This is a genomic window from Pseudodesulfovibrio aespoeensis Aspo-2, from assembly GCF_000176915.2.
Classification (GTDB): domain Bacteria; phylum Desulfobacterota; class Desulfovibrionia; order Desulfovibrionales; family Desulfovibrionaceae; genus Pseudodesulfovibrio; species Pseudodesulfovibrio aespoeensis.
This window is the reverse complement of the sequence record NC_014844.1, coordinates 2,289,193-2,310,618: the sequence shown is the minus strand read 5'-3', so window position 1 is coordinate 2,310,618 and position 21,426 is coordinate 2,289,193. Positions and strand designations below refer to the sequence as shown.

The window sequence follows — 21,426 nt, the reverse complement described above, 5'->3', positions numbered from 1 at the left end:
GACATGGAAATTAAAGAGTTCAAAATCAAATGGGGCATGGTCATTGATATTGACAAGTGCACCGGGTGCGGGGCCTGCATGGTCGGCTGCCAGGTGGAAAACAATATCGCTCCCATGACCAAGAAGGACCCCTATAACTACGTGCAGGCCCTGACCACGGATCGCGACGACGCGGCCAACAAGCTCAGGACCCTGACCTGGATGAACGTGTACGAGATGTCCAACCGGAAGGCCTTTCCGGAGCACGAGGTGGCGTATCTGCCCAGGCCCTGCATGCAGTGCGGTCATCCTGCCTGCGTGCCCGTGTGCCCGGTCGTCGCCACGGACAAGAACGAGGAAGGCGGCATCGTCTCGCAGATCTATCCCCGGTGCATCGGGTGTCGGTACTGCATGGCGGCATGTCCCTACCACGCCCGGTACTTCAACTGGTGGGATCCCCTCTGGCCCGAAGGCATGGACAAGGGGCTGAGCCCCAATGCCTCGGTCCGTCCGCGCGGTGTTGTCGAGAAGTGCAGCTTCTGCCACAGCCGGTATCTGGGCGCCAAGGACAAGGCGCGTGCCGAGGGCAATGATCCCATGGATCTGCCCGATGGCGCGTACATCACGGCCTGTGCTGAGATATGCCCGACCAAGGCGATCACCTTCGGCGATCTGAACAATCCCGAGCACAGGGTGCACGAACTGGCCAAGGGCAAGAACGCCTTCCGCCTGCTTGAGAAGCTGGGCCTGGACCCCCAGGTCTACTACACTTCCGAGCGCGAATGGGTCCGCCTGCAGGGCGACAACTACAATGGCGACGGCGGCCACGGCACACCGTCCAACCACGGCTAGGAGGCTGAACAATGGATAGCAAACTCTTCCCGGAAGGGACGCAGCGGTGCTCGTTTGGCCAGTTTATCATCTGGCTGGCGGTGATCCTCGGCTTCTTCGTCTGGGGCCTGTACGCCGCCGTACTTGTTCTCTACAACGGCATCGGCACCACCGGGCTGGACAACTACTTCGGGTTCGGTGCCTGGATCACCTTTGACCTCGCTGTCATCGCCCTGGGCGCTGGCGCGTTCTTCACCGGTCTGCTCAAGTACATCCTCAAGATCAAGCAGCTTGAGAAGATCATCAACCTGACGGTCATCGTCGGTTTCATCTGCTACTCAGGCGCCATGCTGGTGCTGACGCTCGATATTGGCCAGCCGGGCCGCGCGTGGTTCGGCTACTGGCATCCCAACGTCCACTCCATGCTGACGGAAGTTATCTTCTGCATCACCTGCTACTGCACCGTCCTGATCATCGAGTTCGTCCCGCTGGTCCTGGAGCAGAAGCAGCTGAACAAGATTCCCTTCATCCACGCCCTGACGCACAACATGCACGTCAACATGGCCCTGTTCGCAGGCCTTGGCGCGTTCCTGTCCACCTTCCACCAGGGTTCTCTCGGTGGCATGTACGGCGTGCTGATCGGCCGTCCCTATGCCTTCCGCGAGGGCTTCTTCATCTGGCCGTGGACCTTCTTCCTGTTCGTGCTTTCCGCTGTCGGAACCGGCCCGGTCTTCACCGTCCTGGTCTCCACCTTCATGGAAAAGCTCACGGGCAAGAAGCTGGTCGACTACAAGACCAAGGCTTTGATGGGCAAAATCGCGGGCTCCATGCTCTGCGTTTACATGTTCTTCAAAATCCTCGACACCTGGGCCTGGGCCACCGGCTACCTGCCCTCCGTGGGTCTGACCTTTGACCAGATGTTCTACGGCTTCATCTACGGCAAATGGCTGCTCTGGGCCGAGCTGGTCGTCTGCGGCGTGGTCCCGGCCATCATGCTGGTGACTCCCGCCATACGCAACCGGTCCGTCTGGCTGCACACCGCTGCCATTCTGGCCTGCGTAGGCGTGTGCATCAACCGCTACGTGTTCACGGTTCAGACCATCGCCTTCCCGGTCATGCCCTTTGACAGTTGGCAGTTTTACTACCCCAACTGGGTCGAGTACGCCTCGTCCATCATGATCGTGGCCTACGGCTTCCTGGTCCTGAGCCTCAGCTACCGCTACCTGCCGGTCTTCCCGTTGGAGACCAAGCTGAACTATCAGTCCAAGTAGGCGCGGTTTTCCCGTCACTCCCAAGGCCCGCTCGCAAGAGCGGGCCTTTTTGCTGGCCGACGCGGGCTCAGACACTCTTGGCGGATCACGCACCGGGTTTCGCTGTGCCAGCGCCTTTATGGCCTATCCGCCGTGGCTACCGCCAAGTTCTTTATTCTCGGCGCGCAGTAGGGTAGAAAGACCGGGATGGGATTACGCACTGGTACTGAAACAGGAGAGAAACGCGCATGCTTGACCTGATAGTGAGGAACGCGGCCATCCACGGTGAGCGGGAACCGCAGGACATCGCCTGCCGGAACGGGAAGATCGTCGAGATCGGCCCGGCCATCCGGGGCGAGGCCGGGCAGGAGGTGGACGCCGGGGGAAACCTTGTCACCCCGCCCTTTGTGGACAGCCACTTCCACATGGACGCCACCCTGTCCATGGGCATGCCCCGCCTCAATCAGGACGGCACCCTGCTCGAAGGCATCCGCATCTGGGGCGAACTGAAGCCGGACCTGACCGCCGAGGGCCTCAAGGCCCGGGCCATGAAGCTGCTCTCCTGGTCCGTGGCCCGCGGTAACCTGGCCATCCGCACCCACGTGGACACCACGGACCCGAGCCTCATGGCCGTGGATGTGCTCCTTGAGGTGCGCGACGAGATGAAGGACGTGGTGGACATCCAGCTGGTCGCCTTTCCCCAGGATGGCCTGCTCCGCTCGCCCGACGGGGTGCGCCTGATGCATGCGGCCCTGGACCGGGGCGTGGACGTGGTCGGCGGCATCCCCCATTTCGAGCGGACCATGGAGCAGGGGCGCGAGTCGGTCAGAATCCTGTGCGAGCTGGCCGCCGGGCGAGGCCTGATGGTGGACATGCACTGCGACGAGTCCGACGACCCCCTGTCGCGGCATATAGAGACCCTGACTTTCGAGACCCAGCGGCTCGGCCTGCATGGCCGGGTGGCCGGGTCGCACCTGACGAGCATGCATTCCATGGATAACTACTACGTGTCCAAGCTCCTGCCGCTCATGGCCGAGGCGCGGATCAACTGTATCTGCAACCCGCTGGTGAACATGAATCTTCAGGGCCGTCACGACACCTATCCCAAGCGGCGCGGTCTGATGCGCGTGCCCGAACTGATGGCCTGCGGCGTCAATGTGGCCCTCGGCCACGACGATGTCATGGACCCGTGGTACCCCATGGGCACCCACGACATGCTGGAGGTGGCCCATATGGGCGCTCACGCCCTGCATATGACCGGCGTGACCCAGCAGGAATCGCTTTTTGACGCAGTGACCGCGAACGGGGCAAAGACCTTGGGGCTGACTGGCTACGGCCTGACCACCGGCTGCAACGCGGACATGGTCGTGCTCCAGGCTACGACGAAGATGGAGGCCTTGCGCCTGCGTCCGGCCCGGCTTTTCGTCATCCGGAGGGGCCGCGTGATAGCTGCCACCCCGGAGGTGGCGGCCAGCGTGGACCTGGGGACCGGTCCCCAAAGGGTGGATTTCAGATAGGGGTTGCCCCGGACCATGGTTCAGGAGAGGGCGACATCAAGGATCATCATGACCGTGAAGCCGAAGATGCACCCCATGGTGGCCTGATCGCCGTATCCCGAGGCCTGGGATTCCGGGATGACCTCCTCGACCACCACGAAGATCATGGCCCCGGCGGCAAAGGCCAGGGCATAGGGCAGGATGGGCTTGGCCAGAAAGACCGTGGCCGCGCCGATGACCGCCGCGATGGGCTCCACCGCGCCCGACGCCTGTCCGTAGAAGAAGCTCCTGGCGCGCGACAACCCCTGCCTGCGCAACGGCACGGACACGGCAGTGCCCTCCGGGAAGTTCTGGATGCCGATGCCGATGGCCAGGGCCAGGGCCCCGCCCAGGGTGGCCGAGTCGTATCCGGCGGCCACCGCGCCAAAGGCCACACCCACGGCCAGCCCTTCCGGGATGTTGTGCAGGGTGATGGCCAGGACCAGCAGGATAGAGCTGTTCCAGTCGGTCTTGACGCCTTCGGCCTCGGACCGGGGCGCGTGGATGTGCAGGTGGGGCAGGAAGCGATCCACCAGCCGCAGAAAGGCCGCGCCGAGCACGAACCCCACGGCTGCCGGGACGAACTTGAACGCGCCCATGTGTTCGCTCATCTCGATGGCCGGGGCGAGCAGCGACCAGTAGCTGGCCGCGATCATCACGCCCGCGGCAAAGCCGAGCATGATGTCGAGCACGCGCTTGCTGATGTCCTTGGCCGCAAAGACCATGGCCGCGCCAAGGGCGGTCATCCCCCAGGTGAAGAATGTGGCCAGCAGGGCCTGAACAATGGGGGACAGGGTGGCGAAATACTCCATGCGGCGGGCTCCTTGTGCGCGGTGGTGCCTGACCAGCATATGCCATGACCCGGTTCCTTGAAAAGGGCAATCCGCCCCTGCGGGCCACACGGCGTGTCATCCGGTGTCGCCAACGGTCTTGACACAAACCCGCTCTCGCACCTACGATGCAATGCGCATCAAAAACAATTTTACAATAATTCTAAAGTGATAAACATAAAAGACCTCAAGCCGAAGAAAATCCTGCTCCTGCGCATGGACCGCATCGGCGACATGCTCTGCACCACGCCTGCCCTGCGCGCCTTTCGCGCCGCCTATCCCGACGCCAGGATCGACCTGGTGGCCAGTCCGGGCAACCGGGTCGTGGTGGCCGACAACCCGCATATCGACACGCTTTTTACCTTCCCGCTCCGGCAATACTGGCTGTGGCCGTATCATTTCATGCGGTTGAAATTGCGCCGCTATGATCTGGTGGTGGCCCTCAACGCGGTCTCAACCACCACCTCGCGGCTGGCGCGGTTCCTGAACGCCCCCCTGGTGGCCGGAACCTGGGCGCGCAAGACCGAGAAGTATTATGACTTGACCGTCAGACAGGAGCCGGGCGACCATACCATCGACCTCCAGCTCCGGCTGGCTGCGGCCCTGGGCGCATCGAGCGATGACCGGTCCATGGTCTTTCCGTTGGGCGACGCGCTCCTGGACCGGGCACGGGCGCGCTATCCCCGGATCAAGGGGAAAAAGCGCGTGGCCGTGTTCATCGGCAACGCCAAGAAGATCGACACCCGCTGGCCCGAAGAGAGATTCGAGGAACTGGTCCGCCGCATCAGCGCGCGCCGCGACACGGAAACCTGGATCGTGGCCGGACCGGGCGACGAGGGGCTGCTGGCCGGGTTTGCCTGGAGCGACGAGTGCCGACTCTATCCCGGCGGCAGTCTGGCCGAGCTGGGGGCGTTTCTCAAGACCTGCGACCTGTTCGTCACCAGTTCGAGCGGTCCCATGCATCTGGCCGCTGCCGTGGACGCGCCCATGGTCGCCATCCTGGCCGATTACACCTTTGAATGCTGGCGTCCGCTTTCGTCCATCCACCGCATCGTCCAGTCGGGCCAGCCCGGCGTGCAGGTGGGCAATGTCACGGTTGATCAGGTGGCCGAGGCCGTGAACTCGATGCTCGACACATAAGCAAGCCTCCGGCGGCAGGGCTGTTCCCTGACCGCCGGAGGCTCGGTGGTTGTTGATCCGGCCCTGGCTCCAAAGGAGCCGGGGCTTTTTGTCGTGTGGCTACGCCTCTCCTTCCGTTGCTTCGGGCTGGGCTGTGCGGGCGTCGAGCCAGTGCTGGAACTCGTCCATATACGTGTAGAATATGGGCGTGAGGTAGAGGGTGACGATCTGCGAGAAGGCCAGCCCGCCGACCACGGCGAGGCCGAGGGGGCGGCGGATCTCCGCACCCGCGCCAAAGCCCAGCGCAATGGGCAGCGCGCCCATGATGGCGGCCAGGGTGGTCATGAGGATGGGCCGGAACCTGGTGGTCGCGCCTTGGAAGGCGGCTTCCTCTGGCGTCAGTCCGGTCTTTTCCGCCTGGATGGCGAAGTCCACCACCATGATGGAGTTCTTCTTGACGATGCCGATGAGCATGATGATGCCGACCATGCCGTAGAGGTCGAGATCGTAGCCGAAGAGCATGAGCGTGATCAGGCCGCCGAACGCTGCCGAGGGCAGGCCTGAGAGGATGGTAAGGGGGTGGATGAAGGATTCGTAGAGGCAGCCCAGCAGGATATAGATGGCCACGATGGCGATGAAGAGCAGGAAGTAGAGGGAGTTCATGGACTCGGCAAAGGCGCCCGCCGTGCCCTCGAACAGGGTACTGACGGTCTGGGGGAGCTTCTCCAGGGCGAGCGCCTGCACGGCCTCGGTGATCTGGCCCATGGAGGTGCCGGGCTTGCCGCTGAAGGAGAAGGTCACGGATTCGAGTTGGCCGGTGTGGTTGACCGTGACCGGCCCGGTGGATTCCCGGATCTGGGCCAGGGCGTCGAGGCGCACCAGATTGCCCGCGCTGGAGCGGATGTAGAGCATGGAGAGGGCGTCGGCGTTCTTCTGGAACTCCGGCTTGAGCTGCATGATGACCTTGTACTCGTCGGTGACGGTGTAGATGGTCGATATCTGGCGCTCGCCGTAAGCCGTGAACAGGGCGTTCTCGATGTCGTTGGCCGAGACGCCGAGGCTGCTGGCCATGTCGCGGTTGATGTCGATCTCCACCTGCGGGGTGCTGATCTGCAGGTCGCTGTTGACCCCGGTCAGCAGCGGGTGCTTGCGCATATCCACATCAAAGGACTGGGCGCTCTTGTAGAGGGTGTCCGAATCGGGCGAGAGCAGGGTGAAGAGATAGTCGCCCTTGGCCTGCTTGCCGCCGATGGGGATCATGGGCGGGTTGACCAGATAGACTTCGAGGCCGGGCAGGGTGTTGATCGGTCCCCACAGCTCGGCAAGGATCTCGTCGAGGCTCTTGCGTTTGCTGGCGGGCTTGAGCAGGGCCACGATCATGCCCTGGTTGGAGAGCGGGTTGCCGATGATCTGGATCTGGTCCCTGATGCCCGCATTGGCGGCGATGATGGGGATGGTCTCCTTTTGCTGGCGTTCCAGCGAATCGTAGGAGATGCCCTGGCGCGCCTGGGTGAAGCCCATGATCAGCCCCTGGTCGTCACTGGGCAGGAACCCCTTGGGGATGACCATGAAGGCCGCTGCCGTGGCCGCGAAGAGCAGGGCCGAGGCGACCATGGTGGCGGCGCGGTGGCGCAGGCACAGGGAGAGGCTTGAGCGGTACCAGCTCATGAGTCGGTCAAAGACCGGGTCTGACTCGGCGATGCGGCTCTTGCTCTTGAGCATCCGGCTGCCGAGCATGGGCGTGAGCGACAGGGAGACCACGCCCGAAACCAGGATGGCCGCGGTGATGGTCATGGCGAACTCGTGCAGCACGCGCCCGATGATGCCCGCCATGAACATGATGGGCACAAAGACGATGGCCAGGGACAGGGTCATGGAGATGATGGTGAAGCCAATCTCGCTTGAGCCGTCCCTGGCGGCCTGCATGGGGGTCTTGCCCATTTCGAGATGGCGGATGATGTTCTCGATCATGACAATGGCGTCGTCCACCACGAATCCCACGCACAGGGTCAGGGCCATGAGCGAGAAGGTGTCGAGGGTGAAGTCCATGGCGTGCATGACGGCAAAGGTGGCGACGATGGAAAAGGGGATGGCCACCGAGGCGATGAAGGTGGAGGCCAGGTTGCGCAGGAAGATGAAGACCACCAGGATGACCAGGGCCACGGCCAGGCCCAGGGTGAACTTCACGTCGTTGACCGACTCCTCGATGAATTTGCTGTTGTCATGGACGATGTCCAGCTTGATCCCGGCAGGCATCTGGGAGGTGATCCAGGGCAGCTTTTGCCTGATGGAATCCACGATATCGATGGTGTTGGTGCCGGGCTGGCGTTTGACCGCGATGGTCAGGCTGTGGTCGTCGTTGAGCCATGAGCTGAACCGCTCGTCCTTGACCCCGTCCTCCACCAGGGCGATGTCGCTCAGGCGCACGGGCTGGCCATCGCGATAGGCCGCGATGATGTCGGCGTACTGGTCGGCAGACGTGAGCTGGCCGTTGTCCTGAATCATGAGCGACTGCTCGGTGCCTTCAAGGGTGCCCAGGGGCAGGTTGACGTTGGCCTGCTCGACCGCCGTCTTGACCTCGTCGATGCCCAGGCTCCGGGCGGCCAGCTCGCGCGGGTCGAGCCGGATGCGCACCGCGTATTGCTTCTCGCCGTAGATGAGCACCTGGGCCACGCCGGGGATCATGGAGATGGTCTGGGTCAGGAAGGTCTTGGAGTAGTCGTTGACCGTGGACATGGGCAGGGTGTCCGAGCGCACGGAAAGGTAGAGGATCGGGGTGTCCGCCGGGTTGACCTTCTGAAAGCTCGGGTCCTCGGTGATCTGGTCGGGCAGGTCGCTGGCCGCGCGCGCGATGGCGGACTGCACGTCCAGGGCCGCGCCGTCGATCTCCCGGTTGAGGTCGAATTGCAGGGTGATGGTGGTCGAACCCAGGGAGTTGACCGAACTCATGGATTGCAGCCCGGCGATGGATGAGAACTCGCGCTCAAGGGGCGAGGCCACGCTGGCGGCCATGGTCGTGGGGTTGGCGCCGGACATGGAGGCCGTGACCTGGATGGTGGGGAACTCCACGGCTGGCAGGTAGCTGACCGGCATGTTCAGGTAGGAGACGATGCCGAAGAAGAGCAGCCCCAGCATGGTCAGGGCGGTCATGACGGGCCGCCGGATGAAGAGTTCGGTGACCTGCATCAGGAGTTCTCCTGCCCTTTGGTGGCGTTGGCGTTCGCTTCAGGCTTGCTGCCCGGCCCTTTTTTGATGGCCACGGGCGCATCGGGATAGAGGCGTAGCGCGCCCTCCACGACCACGATTTCTCCGGCTTTCAGCCCCGTGTCGATGACGACCTCGTCGTCCAGGCGCATGCCGGTGGTCACCGGCTGCATCCGCGCCTTGCCATCCTCGACCACGAACACGTATTTGCCGTTTGGCCCGCGCTGCACAGCCTGGGCCGGAATGCGGACAGCATCCTTCTGCACCGAGAGGATGAGATCGATGGTCACGAACTGGCCGGGCCACAGGGCGGTGTCATCATTGGGAAAGCGCGCCTTGAGGTTGATCATGCCGGTATCCGGGTTGACCCAGTTGTCCACGAAGGTGAGCACGCCCTCCGAGGGTTTGGCTCCGGACGAGGCAGGGGTGGCCAGCACGGGCAGGTGGTTGTCCACGAACTCGGCGCGGATGCGCGGCAGTTCATAGCCCGGCACCGAGAACTGCACGTCGGCTGGGGCCAGGGTGTTGATGACCACCAGTTCGTCCTTGTCGGCGGCCACCAGGTTGCCCTCGTCGAGCAGGGTGCTGCCGGCCATGCCGTTGATGGGCGAGGTGATCTGAGTGAATTTCACGTTGCGGCTGGCGATGCCCACCTGGGCCGCGTCCGCTTCCATGGCCTTTCTGGCAGTCTCGTAGGCGGTGAGTTTCGACTCGTATTCGTCCCTGGAAATGACGCTCTGATCGAACAGGTCCTTGTAGCGCAGGTAGTCTTTCTGCGCGTGTTCGGCGGTGGCGCGGTCTCCGGCCACGTTGGCCTGGGCACCTTGCTGGGTGTAAATATACGTTTCCGGGTCGATGGTGTAGAGGAGTTGGCCCGCCGTGACGTTGTCGCCGTCAAGGAAATGGATGCGCAGGATGTGTCCGTCCACGCGTGATTTGACGGTCACGGAATTGGATGCCTTGACATTGCCCACCGCCTTGAGGGCCACCGGAGTGTCCTTGGCCACGGCCTGTCCAGTCTCCACAGGCGCGGGCGGGCGGGTCGTCTTGGCCTCCTTGTCGCCGCATCCGGGGAGGGCGAGGGAGAGGAACGCCAGGAGCAGGAATCCCGCTACGGGCCGCAGCCCATTTTTTTTCTGCGTCGGTGTCAAACGGTGGGGATGGTGGTTGCGCGGCATATATACTCCGGGTTTCGACTGATGAATGGGAAAAACATAGGCCATTTCTTACCCTCGCGCAGGATTTCTTGCAATTGGAAACATCTGCCATAGGCTTGATCTGGCGTTGGAAAATGACCAGCGCCTTGACTTTTATGCGAATTCGGATAACAAGATACAGGCGACAACGATGCCCGGAGAGGTTGCGGAAAGGGGCTTGCAGGCTTTTCGGGCCATACTTTTTGCCCAATTACGTTCGGAGTGAGTATACATGGCAATGATCGAAGTGCAGAAGCTGCACAAGTGGTATGGCGACTTTCATGTCCTCCAGGGCATTACCGAATCCGTGAACAAGGGAGAGGTGCTGGTCATCTGCGGGCCGTCCGGCTCGGGCAAATCCACCTTCATCCGCTGCATCAACAGGCTCGAAGAGTATCAGAAAGGGCAGATTCTCTTTGACGGCAAGGACATCCACGACAAGGGTGTCAACATCAACAGCCTGCGCGCCGAGATCGGCATCGTCTTCCAGCAGTTCAATCTCTATCCCCACCTCACGGTTCTCAAGAATGTCACCCTGGCCCCCCTGAAGGTCAAGAATATCCCCAAGGACGAGGCCGAGGAATTGGCTCTGGCCCTGCTTGAGCGCGTCGGCATCCACGATCAGGCGCACAAGTATCCTGCCGAGCTTTCGGGCGGCCAGCAGCAGCGGGTAGCCATTGCGCGCGCCCTGGCCATGAAGCCCAAGGTCATGCTCTTTGACGAGCCCACCTCGGCGCTGGACCCGGAGATGATCAACGAAGTGCTCAACGTCATGAAGGATCTGGCCCGCGAGGGCATGACCATGCTCTGCGTCACCCACGAGATGGGCTTTGCCCGCGAGGTGAGCGACCGCGTCCTGTTCATGGACGGCGGCGTGGTGGTGGAGCAGGCTCCGCCGGACGAATTCTTCAAGAATCCCCAGAATGAGCGTACAAAGAACTTCCTGAAGGAAATTCTTTAGGTCCGTTATACATAGTGAAATCCCCAGAGAGAGGAGGAGAGGACATGAAACGTTTGATTGTTGTTTTGGCTCTGGTCCTGTCGTTTGTGTTCGGCGTGGCCGCTGCAAACGCAGGCAAGATTGAGGATGTCAAGGCCAGGGGCGTTCTGGTCTGCGGCGTCAAGGATTCCGTCAACCTGTTCGGCTTTGTCGATCCCGACACCAAGGAACTGGTCGGTCTGGACATCGATGTCTGCAAGTACATTGCCGACAAGCTTGGCGTGAAGACCGAGTTCAAGGTCGTCACCTCCAGCAACCGCATTCCCATGCTGGTGCAGGGCTCCGTGGACATCCTGGCCGCCACCATGACCCACAAGTTCTCCCGCGACGAGCAGATCGACTTCTCCATCACCTACTTCATGGATGGTCAGAAGCTGCTGGTCGAGAAGGGCGCGGGCATCAAGTCCACTGCTGATCTGGCCAACAAGAAGGTCGGCACGGTCAAGGGCTCCACCTCCGAGAAGAACATCAAGAACGCCCAGCCCGCCTCCCAGGTCATCTCCTACGACGAATACCCGCAGGCCTTCATGGCCCTGAAGCAGGGCAAGGTCGTGGCCGTGACCACCGACTCCGGCATTCTGGCCGGTCTCAAGGCTGGCGACGACAATCCCGACAAGTGGGAGATCGTCGGCGAGTTCTTCGCCTCCGAGCCTTACGGCCTGGGCGTTCCTGAGAATGATTCCAAATTCCGCGATTTCGTCAACCTGTGCCTCAACGAGATGTGGCTCGACGGCACCTACCACGCCATGTTCAAGAAGTGGATGGGGTATGATCTGCCTGCCGGTTGGCAGATGGAACTGTGGCCCATGTAATTCCGCTCTGAGTCATCCCGCCGGGAGTGCTTCGGCACTCCCGGCTTTCCCGTTTGTCTGACCCCTAACCGACGGATACTGTCTTGGCTTACAATTTCAATTGGAAAATCATGCTCTCCGGCGAACCAGCCCAGTGGATGTGGGAGGGGTTGGTCACTACCATGCAGATAGCGACCATCTCGCTCTTGTGCGCCATGCTGCTTGGCATCGTCATCTGTGTCTTCAGGATGACGCCGTTCAAGCTGCTCCAGTGGTTTAGCCTCGCATACACCGAATTTTTCAGGAACACGCCGCTTCTGGTGCAGATTTTCTTCTGGTACAACGCGTCCCATTTCGTCCTTCCGGAAGCGCTCAACAAGTGGATGAACGTCCTGTATTACTGGTTTCCCGGTCCTTTTACCCTGTTCGGGCATGAGTATGCCGGTCAGTGGATGCTGTTCAATGTCGAGTTTATGACCGGCGTCATTGCCCTGACCGTGTACACCTCGGCCTTCATTGCCGAGGAAATCCGGGCGGGCATCTTCTCCATCCCCAAGACCCAGATCGAAGCGTCGCGCGCCGTGGGGCTCTCCTTCACCCAGGCATACCGGTATGTCATTCTGCCCCAGGCCCTGCGCATCGTCATTCCGCCGCTCATCTCCCAGTCGCTCAACCTGATCAAGAATTCATCCCTGTGCATGGTCATCGGCGTGACCGAGCTGATGTTCATGGCGCGACAGGTGGAGTCCTACCACGGCGCGCCGTTCGAGGCCTTTTCCGCAGCCCTGCTGATCTACCTGGTGATCTCGCTCTTCGTGTCCTTCGGCATCACCATGTACAACAAGCATTTCCTGATTCAGGTCAGGTATTAGGGGGAGGCCGGATATGCATTGGAACGTCGTTATAGACAACTTCGACTATTTCCTCTGGGGGCGTGCCTCCGTGGACTGGGTGTTTCCCTTTGTTCACGATGTGGGCGGCATGGCTTCAGGGATCATCCTGGCCTTCTTCGGCATTATCGGCGCGTTCTGGATCGGCCTTGCCGCCGGTCTGATGCGATTGTCCAGAAGGTGGTGGATCAAATACCCGGCTGTCATTTATATAGAGATTATACGCGGGATTCCGCTTCTGCTGCTCATCTTCTGGTTCTTCTTCCTGGCCCCGGTCCTGCTGGGCCGGTCCCTGCCCGCGTTCTCGACCACGCTGGCCTGCTTCATCATCTTCACCGGCGCCTACATCGGCGAGATCGTGCGCGCCGGCGTGCTGGCGCTGCCAAACGGGCAGATGGAGGCCGCGCGCGGGTCCGGGCTGTCGCGGTATCAGGCCATGCGCTACGTCATCCTGCCCCAGGCGCTACGCAACATGATCCCCTCCTTTGTCAACCAGTTCGTGTCCCTGACCAAGGACACCTCGCTGGCCTCGGTCATCGGCGTCAACGAGCTGACCCGCACCGGAGTTCAGGTGGATAACCGCGAGATGATCGCCTCCTTTGAGATATGGATCACCATTGCCGCGCTCTATTTCTGCATCTGCTACGTGCTGACATCCATCAGCCGCCGCATGGAGGCCCACCTGTCGCGCTATCAGGCCAGGGATCGCTAGATGACGTTGGCTCCGGCGCAGCTCGCCCCCTTCATCGACCATACGTTGCTCAAACCCGGCGCCACGGTCCGGGAGCTGGATGAACTCTGCTCCCAGGCCGTGCGCTTCGGTTTTTACGGGGTGTGCGTCAACCCGTCGCTGGTGGGCCATGTCAGCCGCAGGCTGGCGGGCGAGTCGCCCGTGCCCGTGTCCGTGGTGGGGTTCCCCCTGGGCGCGACCCTTCCGGCGGTCAAGGCGTTCGAGACGGCCCAGGCCGTGGACCTGGGCGCGCAGGAAATCGACATGGTCATCAACCTGGGCGCGTTCAAGGGCGGGGACCACTCGCTGGTGGCCGCCGACGTGGCCGCCGTGGTCAGGGCGGCCCAGGGTTTTCCGGTCAAGACGATCCTTGAAACCGCACTGTTGACTGAAGATGAGATCGTCGCCGCGTGCAAAATCTGCGTGGATTCCGGGGCGTTTTTCGTCAAGACGAGTACCGGTTTCGGCCCTGGCGGGGCTACTGTCGAGGCTGTCCGGCTCATGCGCCGGACCGTGGGTGATGGGGTCGGGGTCAAGGCCAGCGGCGGCATATCCACCTATGAAAAGGCGCTTGCCATGATCGAAGCCGGGGCCAATCGCATCGGCGCGTCGGCCTCCGTGTCCATTGTTTCCGCAATAAACGGGGATGGTTTTTGATGCGTTTTCCCCTCCAGAATTTCTTTTCCCCGGACGAAATAGAGGCCGAATCCTTTCGGATTATCGACTCCGAGGTGCCTGAACCGCGTCCTTTTGCGGATGAAAAGTGGGCGATCGTGCGCCGCATGATTCACACCACGGCGGATTTCGAGCTGCTGAATCTCGTCCGTTTTCACCCCGATGCCGTTGCCAGCGGGCTGGCTGCGCTGCGAAAAGGGGCGTTGATCGTCACCGATACCGAGATGGCCCGGCAGGGAATCCCGGTGCGCAGGCTCGAGCCGCTGGGGGCCACGGTGCAGTGCCTGATGAACGACGGGCGCGTGGTCGCCAGGGCCAGGGCCGAGTCCATCACCAGGGCCACCGCTGCCATGGATCTGGCCGTGAGCGACCTGCGGCCCGACATCTACGTGATCGGCAACGCGCCCACCGCGCTCATCCGGCTGGTCGAGCACTTGGACGCCGCAGCCGCTGCCCCGGCCCTGGTCGTGGGCATGCCCGTGGGCTTTGTCAACGCCGCCGAGTCCAAGGCGCTGCTCATGAGCCGTCAGGTTCCCTTCATCGCCATCGAAGGCCGCAAGGGCGGCTCGGCCCTGGCCGCCAGCGTGATCAACGCCCTGTGCGTCCTCGCCCGGTAGTTTCCCTGGATTTATTCTTTTTCTTCGTATACGGGTGGGGAAACGTCGCCGAGGGGCCGGTGTTGCCGACGCTTATTCTGTCAGCACCCGTGTTTCGGTGTAGGTGCTTCTTTTTGTTGTCGATCCGTCCGGCGCGGGCGCAGATGCCCGCGTGTTGTTGACGTGAAGAGATTTTCCTGATGTCTCAGTGTGTTGGGTGGCCTGTTTGCAAACGTGGGGCATAACCCCGGAAATCGTCTTTCAGTGTTGGAAGGAGCCATGGCCAATAAGAAAAAAGGGAAGAGCAAGATCACCGTGTACCCCGACTGGTGCAAGGGGTGCGGCATCTGCGTCGAATTCTGTCCCGGCAGGGTGCTTGAGCTGAGCGACCAGGGCAAGGCCACCGTGGTGCGCGAGCAGGACTGCATCCGGTGCGGGTTCTGCGAGTTGCACTGTCCTGATTTTGCCATCGTGGTTCAGGACAAGGAGTTCGTGGAAGCGGACCAGCTCAAGGAGCCGGAGAAGAAGAAACCAGTCGGCAAGGGGGCGTAGCTCATGGCCAGACCAAGAAAACGCAAGGAAATTTTCGCGCTGGGCAACGAGGCCGTGGTCGAGGGGGCGCTCCTGGCCGGGTGTTCGTTTTTCGGCGGGTATCCCATCACTCCCTCGTCAGAGATCATGGAGATCATGGCGGCCAGACTGCCCAGGATCAAGGACGGCGTGTTCCTCCAGCTGGAGGACGAGATCGCCAGCATGGGGGCCATCGTGGGCGCGTCCCTGGCTGGCCGCAAGGTACTGACAGCCACCTCCGGTCCCGGATTTTCGCTGATGCAGGAGAACCTGGGCTACGCCATCATGGCCGAAACGCCCCTGGTGCTCGTCAACGTCATGCGCGGCGGGCCATCCACCGGGCTGCCCACCAGCCCGGCCCAGGGCGACGTGCAGCAGGCGCGCTGGGGCACCCATGGCGACCATCCCATCATCGTGCTTTCCGCATCCAACGTGCAGGAATGTCTGAGCATGACCATCACGGCCTTCAACATGGCCGAGAAATACCGCACCCCGGTCATCCTGCTGCTCGACGAGGTCACGGCCCACACCCGCGAGAAGATTCAGATCCCCAACCCCGGCGAGTACGAGGTCTTCTCGCGCGCCGTGCCGAGCATGCCGCCGGAGTGGTACAAGCCCTATGAGGAGACCGTGCGCGGGGTGCCGCCCATGCCGCCCATCGGCTCGGGCTACCGCTTTCACGTCACCGGCCTGATCCATGACCGCAACGGGTTCCCGACCCAGCGGCCCGAGGAGGTGGTCGAGCTGCTGGAGCGCCTCCACCGCAAGATCGATCAGTTCTTCTATGACATCCAGCTGGTGGACACCATCGAGACCGACGACGCCGACGTGGTGGTCATCGCCTACGGCAGCGTGGCCCGCTCGGCAGAGCTGGCCGTGCGCCAGGCCCGCGAGAGCGGCGTCAAAGCCGGGCTGCTCAAGCTCAAGACCCTGTTCCCCTATCCGCGCAGGCAGACCGAAAAGGTGCTGGCCCACGCCAGAACCCTGGTGGTGCCGGAGATGAACATGGGCCAGATGTCCCGTGAGGTGAAGCGCGTCAACATGGGCCGGGCGGCTGTCAGGACCATCAACCGCATCGACGGCCAGATCGTCACTCCCTCGGAAATCCTCAAGGTCATCATGCAGGGGTAGCCAGATGAACGACATTACAGGCAACGAAATAATCCATCAATATCTCAGGCATAACAAGAAGTTCCCCCATGTGCTCTGTGCCGGGTGCGGCCACGGCATTGTGCTGGGAACCTTGATTCGGTCCATCCACTCGCTGGCCATTCCCAAGGACGACGTGGTCATCGTGGCGGGCATCGGCTGCTCGGGCCGACTGGCCGTGTATGTGGATTTCAACACGGTCCATACCACCCATGGCCGCGCCCTGACCTTTGCCACGGGCATCAAGATGGCCAACCCCAAGCTCAACGTCATCTGCATCATGGGGGACGGGGACGCCCTGTCCATAGGCGGCAACCACCTGATCCACGCGGCCCGGCGCAACATCGGCGTCACTGCCCTGATCCTGAACAACAGCATCTACGGCATGACCGGCGGGCAGAGCTCCCCGGCCACGCCCGAGGGATCGACCACCATGACCAACCCCTACGGCCAGCTCGACAGCAGCTTCGACACCGTGGAGCTGGTCCGGGGCGCGGGCGCCAACTATGTGGCGCGCGGCACGGTCTTTCACGTCAAGAAGCTGGAGAAGATCATGACCGAGGCCATCTCCCGGCCCGGCTTCAGCGTGGTGGAGGCCATCACGCCCTGCCACACCCAATATGGCCGCAAGAACAAATACAAGACCCCGGTGGACATGTACAAATGGCTGAAAAAGGCCGCGGTGCCCATCGAGCGGTATAACGAGCTGTCCGAGGAGCAGCGCGAGGGCAGGCTGCCCATCGGCGTGTTTGTCTCCAGGGACAGGCCCGGCTTTGAGGAGCGGTATCTTCAGTTGCAGGCCGATCTGCTGAAGCAGGGTTCAAAAGGGGGCAACTAGATGAAATCGCAGCAGGAACTCAACCGTTTCGAGATCCGTTTCTCCGGCCTTGGCGGCCAGGGCATCATCACCCTGGGCAAGGTCATGGGCCAGGGGCTGGCCCTGGGCCACGGCTACAACGTCACCCAGACCCAGAGCTATGGCCCTGAGGCGCGCGGCGGCTCCAGTCGGTGCGATCTGGTGGTCAGCTCGCAGCCCATCAGCTACCCCAAGGCCGAGAGCCTCGACCTGCTGGTGGCCCTGTCCCAGGAGGCGTGCAACGCCTACTATCCCTACCTCAAGCCGGGCGGAGCCCTGGTGCTGGAGTCCGATCTGGTCAAGCAGCCGCCCACCAACAAGTTCCTGGGGTTGCCCTTTTCCGCCCTGGCCCGCGACAAGGTGGGCGTGGCCCAGGCCATGAACACCGTGGTCCTCGGTGCGCTTGCCTACCTGCTCCCGTTCGTCAACCAGTCGGTCATGCGCAAGAGCCTCGAATCCACGCTCCCGGCCAAGATCCGGGCTGTCAACGTCAAGGCGTTCAACCTTGGCCACCGGCTGGCGGGCAAGCATTGGGGCGAGAACGCCGGGCAGGTCTGGCGGGTGGAGGACACCGAGCACGAGTAGTTCCGGCTGGAACGACACAAGCAAAGGGGCGCCGGATGACCGGCGCCCCTTTTTTCACGGCGTGTCAAAGGAGGTCTTGACGCTTGGTTCCAGGCCGTCGTCTCGGCGCAGCTGCGGGAGGAGCTGGCGGACGTTGTCGGTGACCGGGATGGTCCAGGTGTGGGCCGAGATCACGGCCCGGTCGTCGAGCCGGGTGATCTTGGCGGACAGATAGACGAAGTTGTCGCCGATGACATACGCCCCGGAGAGCATGGCCGCGCGAGGCGGCAGGTTATCCAGGCTGCCCGTGGTCGGGCGGGCGTATTTCTCGGGGTCCACGCCCGTGGGCAGGGAGTAGTCGGCGGGCTTGGGATCGCCGCCGGTGATGACCAGGCCGCGCTGCACCAGCCTGTCCACCACCTGCTCCATGACCACGGTGCCGAAGATGGCCGTGTCCTCGGGGTTGTCCCTGTTGGAGAATCGCTTGGCGTACACGGGCGACCTGGACGAGAGTTCGTATTTGCCCACATTGGAGTACAGGACGTTGGCTGCCTGATAGTTGATCTCCTCGATGGGCACGGCGGCCTGATCGTGGAAGGAGCGGGTCGTGGGCGCGGTGTCGAAGACGTAATCATAGGTGTTCGAGCTCTTGCGCTTGGTGTCCTCCCAGAACCTGTTGCCGCAGCCCTGGGCCGCGAGGATGAAGGACAGGGCCAGGAAAATGAGCGGTGTCTTGATCATGCGATGCCTGCTGGTGTTGACGTGTGTCACGCGCGTCCCCTGTCGTCTTGTATGCGGTTCTCGTGTCTCATCGGTCAAGGGTCAGATTTCCTTTAGGATCGCCGTGATGAGCGTGGTCATGGCCGAGGCGGATTGCTGGGCCTGGGCGATGACCTGGGCCAGGGACGCCTCCTGCATGCAGTCGGGCAGGTTCTTGTTGGTCAGGCAGGAGATGCCGAGCAGGCGCATGTCCATGTGGCGGGCGGCGATGGCCTCCATGCAGGTGGACATGCCGATGGCGTCGGCCCCCATGGCGCGGTACATGCGCGTTTCGGCAGGGGTCTCCATGTTCGGCCCCGGCACCTGCATGTAGACCCCGCGCTCCAGGCGGATGCCCAGCGCAAGGGCCTTGTCCACGGCCAGCTGGCGCAGGGCGGGATCGTAGACATGGCACATGTCCGGGAAGCGGTCGCCCCACGGGTCGTGGTTGTGGCCGCGCAGGGGGGTGGCCCCGGTCAGGTTGATGTGGTCCTCGATGAGCATGGGCGAGCCAGTGGCAAACGACGGATTGAGCGCGCCTGCCGCGTTGGTCAGGATCAGGGTCCGTACGCCGAGCTCCCCCAGGGTGCGCACCGCGTGGGTCACCTGCCGGGCGTCGAATCCCTCGTAGAGGTGGACCCTGCCGTGCAGCGCAATGACGGGCCTGCCGTGGATTTCACCCGCCACGAGCCGTCCCTTGTGGCTCGCCACGGTGGACACCGGAAAGCCAGGAATCTCGCCGTAGGAGAGCGCGGTCTGGCTGTCGATGGCGTCGGTCAGGCCGCCCAGGCCGGTGCCGGTCACCAACCCCGTACTCTCGGCTTGAATTTTGCCTAGCTTTTCCTGTATGTATGCGGCAGACTGTTGTACCAACTCATGGTATTTCATGCGGACTCCTTTTGCCCGGCAGGCCCGGCAGGCTGGATCGGGGACAGTGTGTCTGTTGACGGATCAAACAGAACCCAAGGATTGGCTCATCTATGGATATCGTGACGTTACTGGGACTTGCCGTTGGTTTGTCACTCATTCTGGGTGCCATCGTCATCGGTGGGGCGATTGATGTATTCATCAACGTTCCGGGCATGATGATCGTCATCGGCGGGACGCTCGCCTCCATCATGGTGGCATTCCCGTTTGAGGAGGTCATACAGGGCTTCAACGCCGGGTTCAAGATGTTCGTGCAGCGCAAGACCAAGGTCCGCGATGTTGTCAACATCATGGTCAAGGTCGCCGAGATCAGCCGCCGCGAGGGGCTGGTGGCGCTGGAGAACGTCCAGACCGAGAACATGGTCCTCAAGAAGTCCTGCCAGCTCATTGCCGACAACGCGGACCCGGCCCTGATCCGCACCACCCTGGCCATCGAGATCAACTCCATGCGCAGGCGTCATCAGGTGGGGCAGGACGTGTTCAAACGGCTGGGAACCCTGGCTCCGTCCTTCGGGATGATGGGAACGCTCATCGGCCTGGTCCAGATGCTCTCCAAGCTCGACGATCCCAAGTCCATCGGACCGGCCATGGCCGTGGCCCTGCTGACGACCTTCTACGGCAGCGCCATGTCCACCCTGGTCTTCATCCCAATGGCGGCCAAGCTCAAGGCCCGGACCCTGCAGGAGCAGTTGCACCTTGAGGTCATTTTCGAGGGCGCAAAATCGATCCTGGAGAACAACAACCCAAGGCTCGTGTACGAGAAGCTCTCGTCCTTCCTGGCTCCGCACGAGCGTGAGACACGCTGATGAGTGAAGACTACGAAGACATCCTGGCAATCCGTGACGAGGAGGATGACACAGGTCAGGAGTGGCTGACGACCTTGGCCGACCTCTCCATGCTGCTTCTTGTGTTCTTCGTGCTGCTCTATTCCATGTCCACCATCGACACCGAGAAGTTCTCCGAGACCTTCTCCTCCGTCACCCAGGCTCTGCAGGGCAAGCTCGAAAAGGTCTCCACCAGCCGCATCACCCAGGAGGAGGCGGGGGTTCTCATCGATCAGGCCATCATGCGCAGGCAGATCATCGAGTCGCAGCGCAAGGTGTTCGCCGAAGTCAAGACCCTGCAAACCAAGAAGGGCGTGGAAGGACTGGTCTCGGCCAACTTCGAGGACGGTCTCATCACCATCCGCGTGCCGGGGGATGTCATGTTTGGCTCCGGGCAGGTGAACCTTTCCCCCAAGGGGGTCGAGCTCGTCACCGCCCTCAAGGATTTCTTCATCCAGCACCGGGACCAGAACATCAAGATCATCGGCTACACGGACAACATCAGTCCAGGCAAGAATTCCCGCTTCCTCGACAACTGGGAGATATCCGCGCTGCGTGCCGTCAACGTCCTGCGCGAACTGCTTGGCATGGGCATCGAGTCCACCCGGCTGACTGCCACGGGGCTGGCCTACCTCAACCCCATCTACCCGAACACCTCTGAGGAGTTCCGGGCCAAGAACCGGCGGGTCGAGTTCGTGCTTGAAAAACGGGTCACCGGGAAGTAGGGGTTGACGGGTTTTTCGAATTTCAAACATTGAGGGGAGTTATGGGATTCGACTTAGATATTCCGAGCGGGGACGACCAACTGCGCAAGGCCTTTCGGACCAAGGTGCCGGGCTTGATGGCGCGGTTTCCCGCCCTGGGCAAGGTGTTTGAGGTCAAGGACCTGAGCGCCACAGGCTTTGCCGTCCTCGATCTGGACAGGGGATTCAAGGAGGGGCAGGCCGTCGAGGTGGACCTGCTCATCGGCAAGAAGCTCTTTCTGGCCGCAGCATCGTCCGAGGTCATGCGCGTGCTCGACAACGGCATCGTGGGCATCAACTTCATCGACCTTGAGCGGCAAAAACAGGTCAAGCTCGACAAGCTCGTGCTTGAAGTCCAGAAACGGCTCATCGAGCTGCGCAAGAAGCAGCGCGACCAAGGCTAGCCGG

The 21,426-nt window shown here is 62.1% G+C and carries 22 protein-coding genes; 17 read left to right on the top strand and 5 right to left on the bottom strand.

Annotation, left to right across the window (positions count from 1 at the left end; all coding sequences use genetic code 11):
* Positions 1 to 3: 3 nt before the first annotated feature.
* The 3 genes from qrcC to DAES_RS10585 all read left to right on the top strand — a co-directional run bounded on the left by qrcC (position 4) and on the right by DAES_RS10585 (position 3,577).
* Positions 4 to 831: a menaquinone reductase iron-sulfur cluster-binding subunit QrcC gene (qrcC, locus tag DAES_RS10595; protein ID WP_013515022.1), complete on the top strand. Its 828-nt coding sequence runs from the start codon at positions 4 to 6 to the stop codon at positions 829 to 831.
* Positions 832 to 842: 11 nt separating this feature from the next.
* Entirely contained in the window at positions 843 to 2,081 is a 1,239-nt protein-coding gene (gene qrcD / locus DAES_RS10590) for a menaquinone reductase integral membrane subunit QrcD (protein WP_013515021.1), read from the top strand.
* 227 nt (positions 2,082 to 2,308) lie between these two features.
* Positions 2,309 to 3,577 (top strand): amidohydrolase family protein, encoded by a 1,269-nt coding sequence (locus tag DAES_RS10585; RefSeq protein ID WP_013515020.1) that lies wholly within the window; start codon positions 2,309 to 2,311, stop codon positions 3,575 to 3,577.
* A 20-nt stretch (positions 3,578 to 3,597) separates the two neighbouring features.
* Here the strand turns inward: DAES_RS10585 and DAES_RS10580 are convergent, their stop codons facing one another.
* Entirely contained in the window at positions 3,598 to 4,407 is an 810-nt protein-coding gene (locus DAES_RS10580) for a ZIP family metal transporter (protein WP_013515019.1), read from the bottom strand.
* A 186-nt stretch (positions 4,408 to 4,593) separates the two neighbouring features.
* Between DAES_RS10580 and DAES_RS10575 the strand changes: the two genes are divergently transcribed.
* Positions 4,594 to 5,565, top strand: a complete 972-nt coding sequence (locus tag DAES_RS10575) for a glycosyltransferase family 9 protein (protein WP_013515018.1) — start codon at positions 4,594 to 4,596, stop codon at positions 5,563 to 5,565.
* Positions 5,566 to 5,664: 99 nt separating this feature from the next.
* Here the strand turns inward: DAES_RS10575 and DAES_RS10570 are convergent, their stop codons facing one another.
* Entirely contained in the window at positions 5,665 to 8,730 is a 3,066-nt protein-coding gene (locus tag DAES_RS10570) for an efflux RND transporter permease subunit (protein WP_013515017.1), read from the bottom strand.
* Entirely contained in the window at positions 8,730 to 9,926 is a 1,197-nt protein-coding gene (locus DAES_RS10565) for an efflux RND transporter periplasmic adaptor subunit (protein WP_049776398.1), read from the bottom strand. Before DAES_RS10565 ends, DAES_RS10570 begins: the two co-directional genes overlap by 1 nt.
* Before the next feature lie 250 nt (positions 9,927 to 10,176).
* Between DAES_RS10565 and DAES_RS10560 the strand changes: the two genes are divergently transcribed.
* The 10 genes from DAES_RS10560 (at position 10,177) to DAES_RS10515 (ending at position 17,786) form a co-directional block, all read left to right on the top strand.
* Positions 10,177 to 10,905, top strand: coding sequence for an amino acid ABC transporter ATP-binding protein (locus DAES_RS10560; RefSeq protein ID WP_013515015.1), 729 nt, complete (start codon positions 10,177 to 10,179; stop codon positions 10,903 to 10,905).
* 44 nt (positions 10,906 to 10,949) lie between these two features.
* Positions 10,950 to 11,756: an ABC transporter substrate-binding protein gene (locus DAES_RS10555; protein ID WP_013515014.1), complete on the top strand. Its 807-nt coding sequence runs from the start codon at positions 10,950 to 10,952 to the stop codon at positions 11,754 to 11,756.
* A gap of 83 nt (positions 11,757 to 11,839) precedes the next feature.
* Positions 11,840 to 12,607: an amino acid ABC transporter permease gene (locus DAES_RS10550; RefSeq protein ID WP_013515013.1), complete on the top strand. Its 768-nt coding sequence runs from the start codon at positions 11,840 to 11,842 to the stop codon at positions 12,605 to 12,607.
* Between the two features lie 13 nt (positions 12,608 to 12,620).
* Positions 12,621 to 13,337: an amino acid ABC transporter permease gene (locus tag DAES_RS10545; RefSeq protein WP_013515012.1), complete on the top strand. Its 717-nt coding sequence runs from the start codon at positions 12,621 to 12,623 to the stop codon at positions 13,335 to 13,337.
* Positions 13,338 to 14,012, top strand: coding sequence for a deoxyribose-phosphate aldolase (gene deoC, locus DAES_RS10540; RefSeq protein ID WP_013515011.1), 675 nt, complete (start codon positions 13,338 to 13,340; stop codon positions 14,010 to 14,012).
* On the top strand, positions 14,012 to 14,647 hold the full coding sequence (locus DAES_RS10535; RefSeq protein WP_013515010.1) for a precorrin-8X methylmutase: 636 nt from the start codon (positions 14,012 to 14,014) through the stop codon (positions 14,645 to 14,647). Before deoC ends, DAES_RS10535 begins: the two co-directional genes overlap by 1 nt.
* Positions 14,648 to 14,905: 258 nt before the next feature.
* Positions 14,906 to 15,178 carry a 4Fe-4S dicluster domain-containing protein gene (locus DAES_RS10530; protein WP_013515009.1) on the top strand — a complete coding sequence of 91 codons (273 nt, stop codon included), beginning with the start codon at positions 14,906 to 14,908 and terminating at the stop codon, positions 15,176 to 15,178.
* A 3-nt stretch (positions 15,179 to 15,181) separates the two neighbouring features.
* The gene (locus tag DAES_RS10525) at positions 15,182 to 16,327 is read left to right on the top strand and encodes a 2-oxoacid:acceptor oxidoreductase subunit alpha (protein ID WP_013515008.1); all 1,146 of its coding nucleotides are present in this window, start codon (positions 15,182 to 15,184) and stop codon (positions 16,325 to 16,327) included.
* Positions 16,328 to 16,331: 4 nt separating this feature from the next.
* The gene (locus DAES_RS10520) at positions 16,332 to 17,183 is read left to right on the top strand and encodes a 2-oxoacid:ferredoxin oxidoreductase subunit beta (RefSeq protein WP_013515007.1); all 852 of its coding nucleotides are present in this window, start codon (positions 16,332 to 16,334) and stop codon (positions 17,181 to 17,183) included.
* Entirely contained in the window at positions 17,184 to 17,786 is a 603-nt protein-coding gene (locus DAES_RS10515) for a 2-oxoacid:acceptor oxidoreductase family protein (protein ID WP_013515006.1), read from the top strand.
* A 54-nt stretch (positions 17,787 to 17,840) separates the two neighbouring features.
* Here the strand turns inward: DAES_RS10515 and DAES_RS10510 are convergent, their stop codons facing one another.
* Together DAES_RS10510 and DAES_RS10505 are read right to left on the bottom strand one after the other, a co-directional pair.
* Positions 17,841 to 18,536 carry a FlgO family outer membrane protein gene (locus DAES_RS10510; protein WP_236608399.1) on the bottom strand — a complete coding sequence of 232 codons (696 nt, stop codon included), beginning with the start codon at positions 18,534 to 18,536 and terminating at the stop codon, positions 17,841 to 17,843.
* Between the two features lie 51 nt (positions 18,537 to 18,587).
* Positions 18,588 to 19,412: a purine-nucleoside phosphorylase gene (locus DAES_RS10505; protein ID WP_013515004.1), complete on the bottom strand. Its 825-nt coding sequence runs from the start codon at positions 19,410 to 19,412 to the stop codon at positions 18,588 to 18,590.
* Positions 19,413 to 19,504: 92 nt separating this feature from the next.
* Here DAES_RS10505 and DAES_RS10500 point away from each other — a divergent pair, with 92 nt between their 5' ends.
* Genes DAES_RS10500 through DAES_RS10490 form a run of 3 tightly spaced genes read left to right on the top strand, consistent with a single transcriptional unit; the run spans position 19,505 to position 21,422 of the window.
* Positions 19,505 to 20,257 carry a motility protein A gene (locus DAES_RS10500; RefSeq protein WP_013515003.1) on the top strand — a complete coding sequence of 251 codons (753 nt, stop codon included), beginning with the start codon at positions 19,505 to 19,507 and terminating at the stop codon, positions 20,255 to 20,257.
* Positions 20,257 to 21,000 carry an OmpA/MotB family protein gene (locus tag DAES_RS10495; protein ID WP_013515002.1) on the top strand — a complete coding sequence of 248 codons (744 nt, stop codon included), beginning with the start codon at positions 20,257 to 20,259 and terminating at the stop codon, positions 20,998 to 21,000. The genes DAES_RS10500 and DAES_RS10495 overlap by 1 nt, the downstream gene beginning before the upstream one ends.
* A gap of 41 nt (positions 21,001 to 21,041) precedes the next feature.
* Entirely contained in the window at positions 21,042 to 21,422 is a 381-nt protein-coding gene (locus DAES_RS10490) for a PilZ domain-containing protein (protein ID WP_013515001.1), read from the top strand.
* Positions 21,423 to 21,426: the final 4 nt, after the last annotated feature.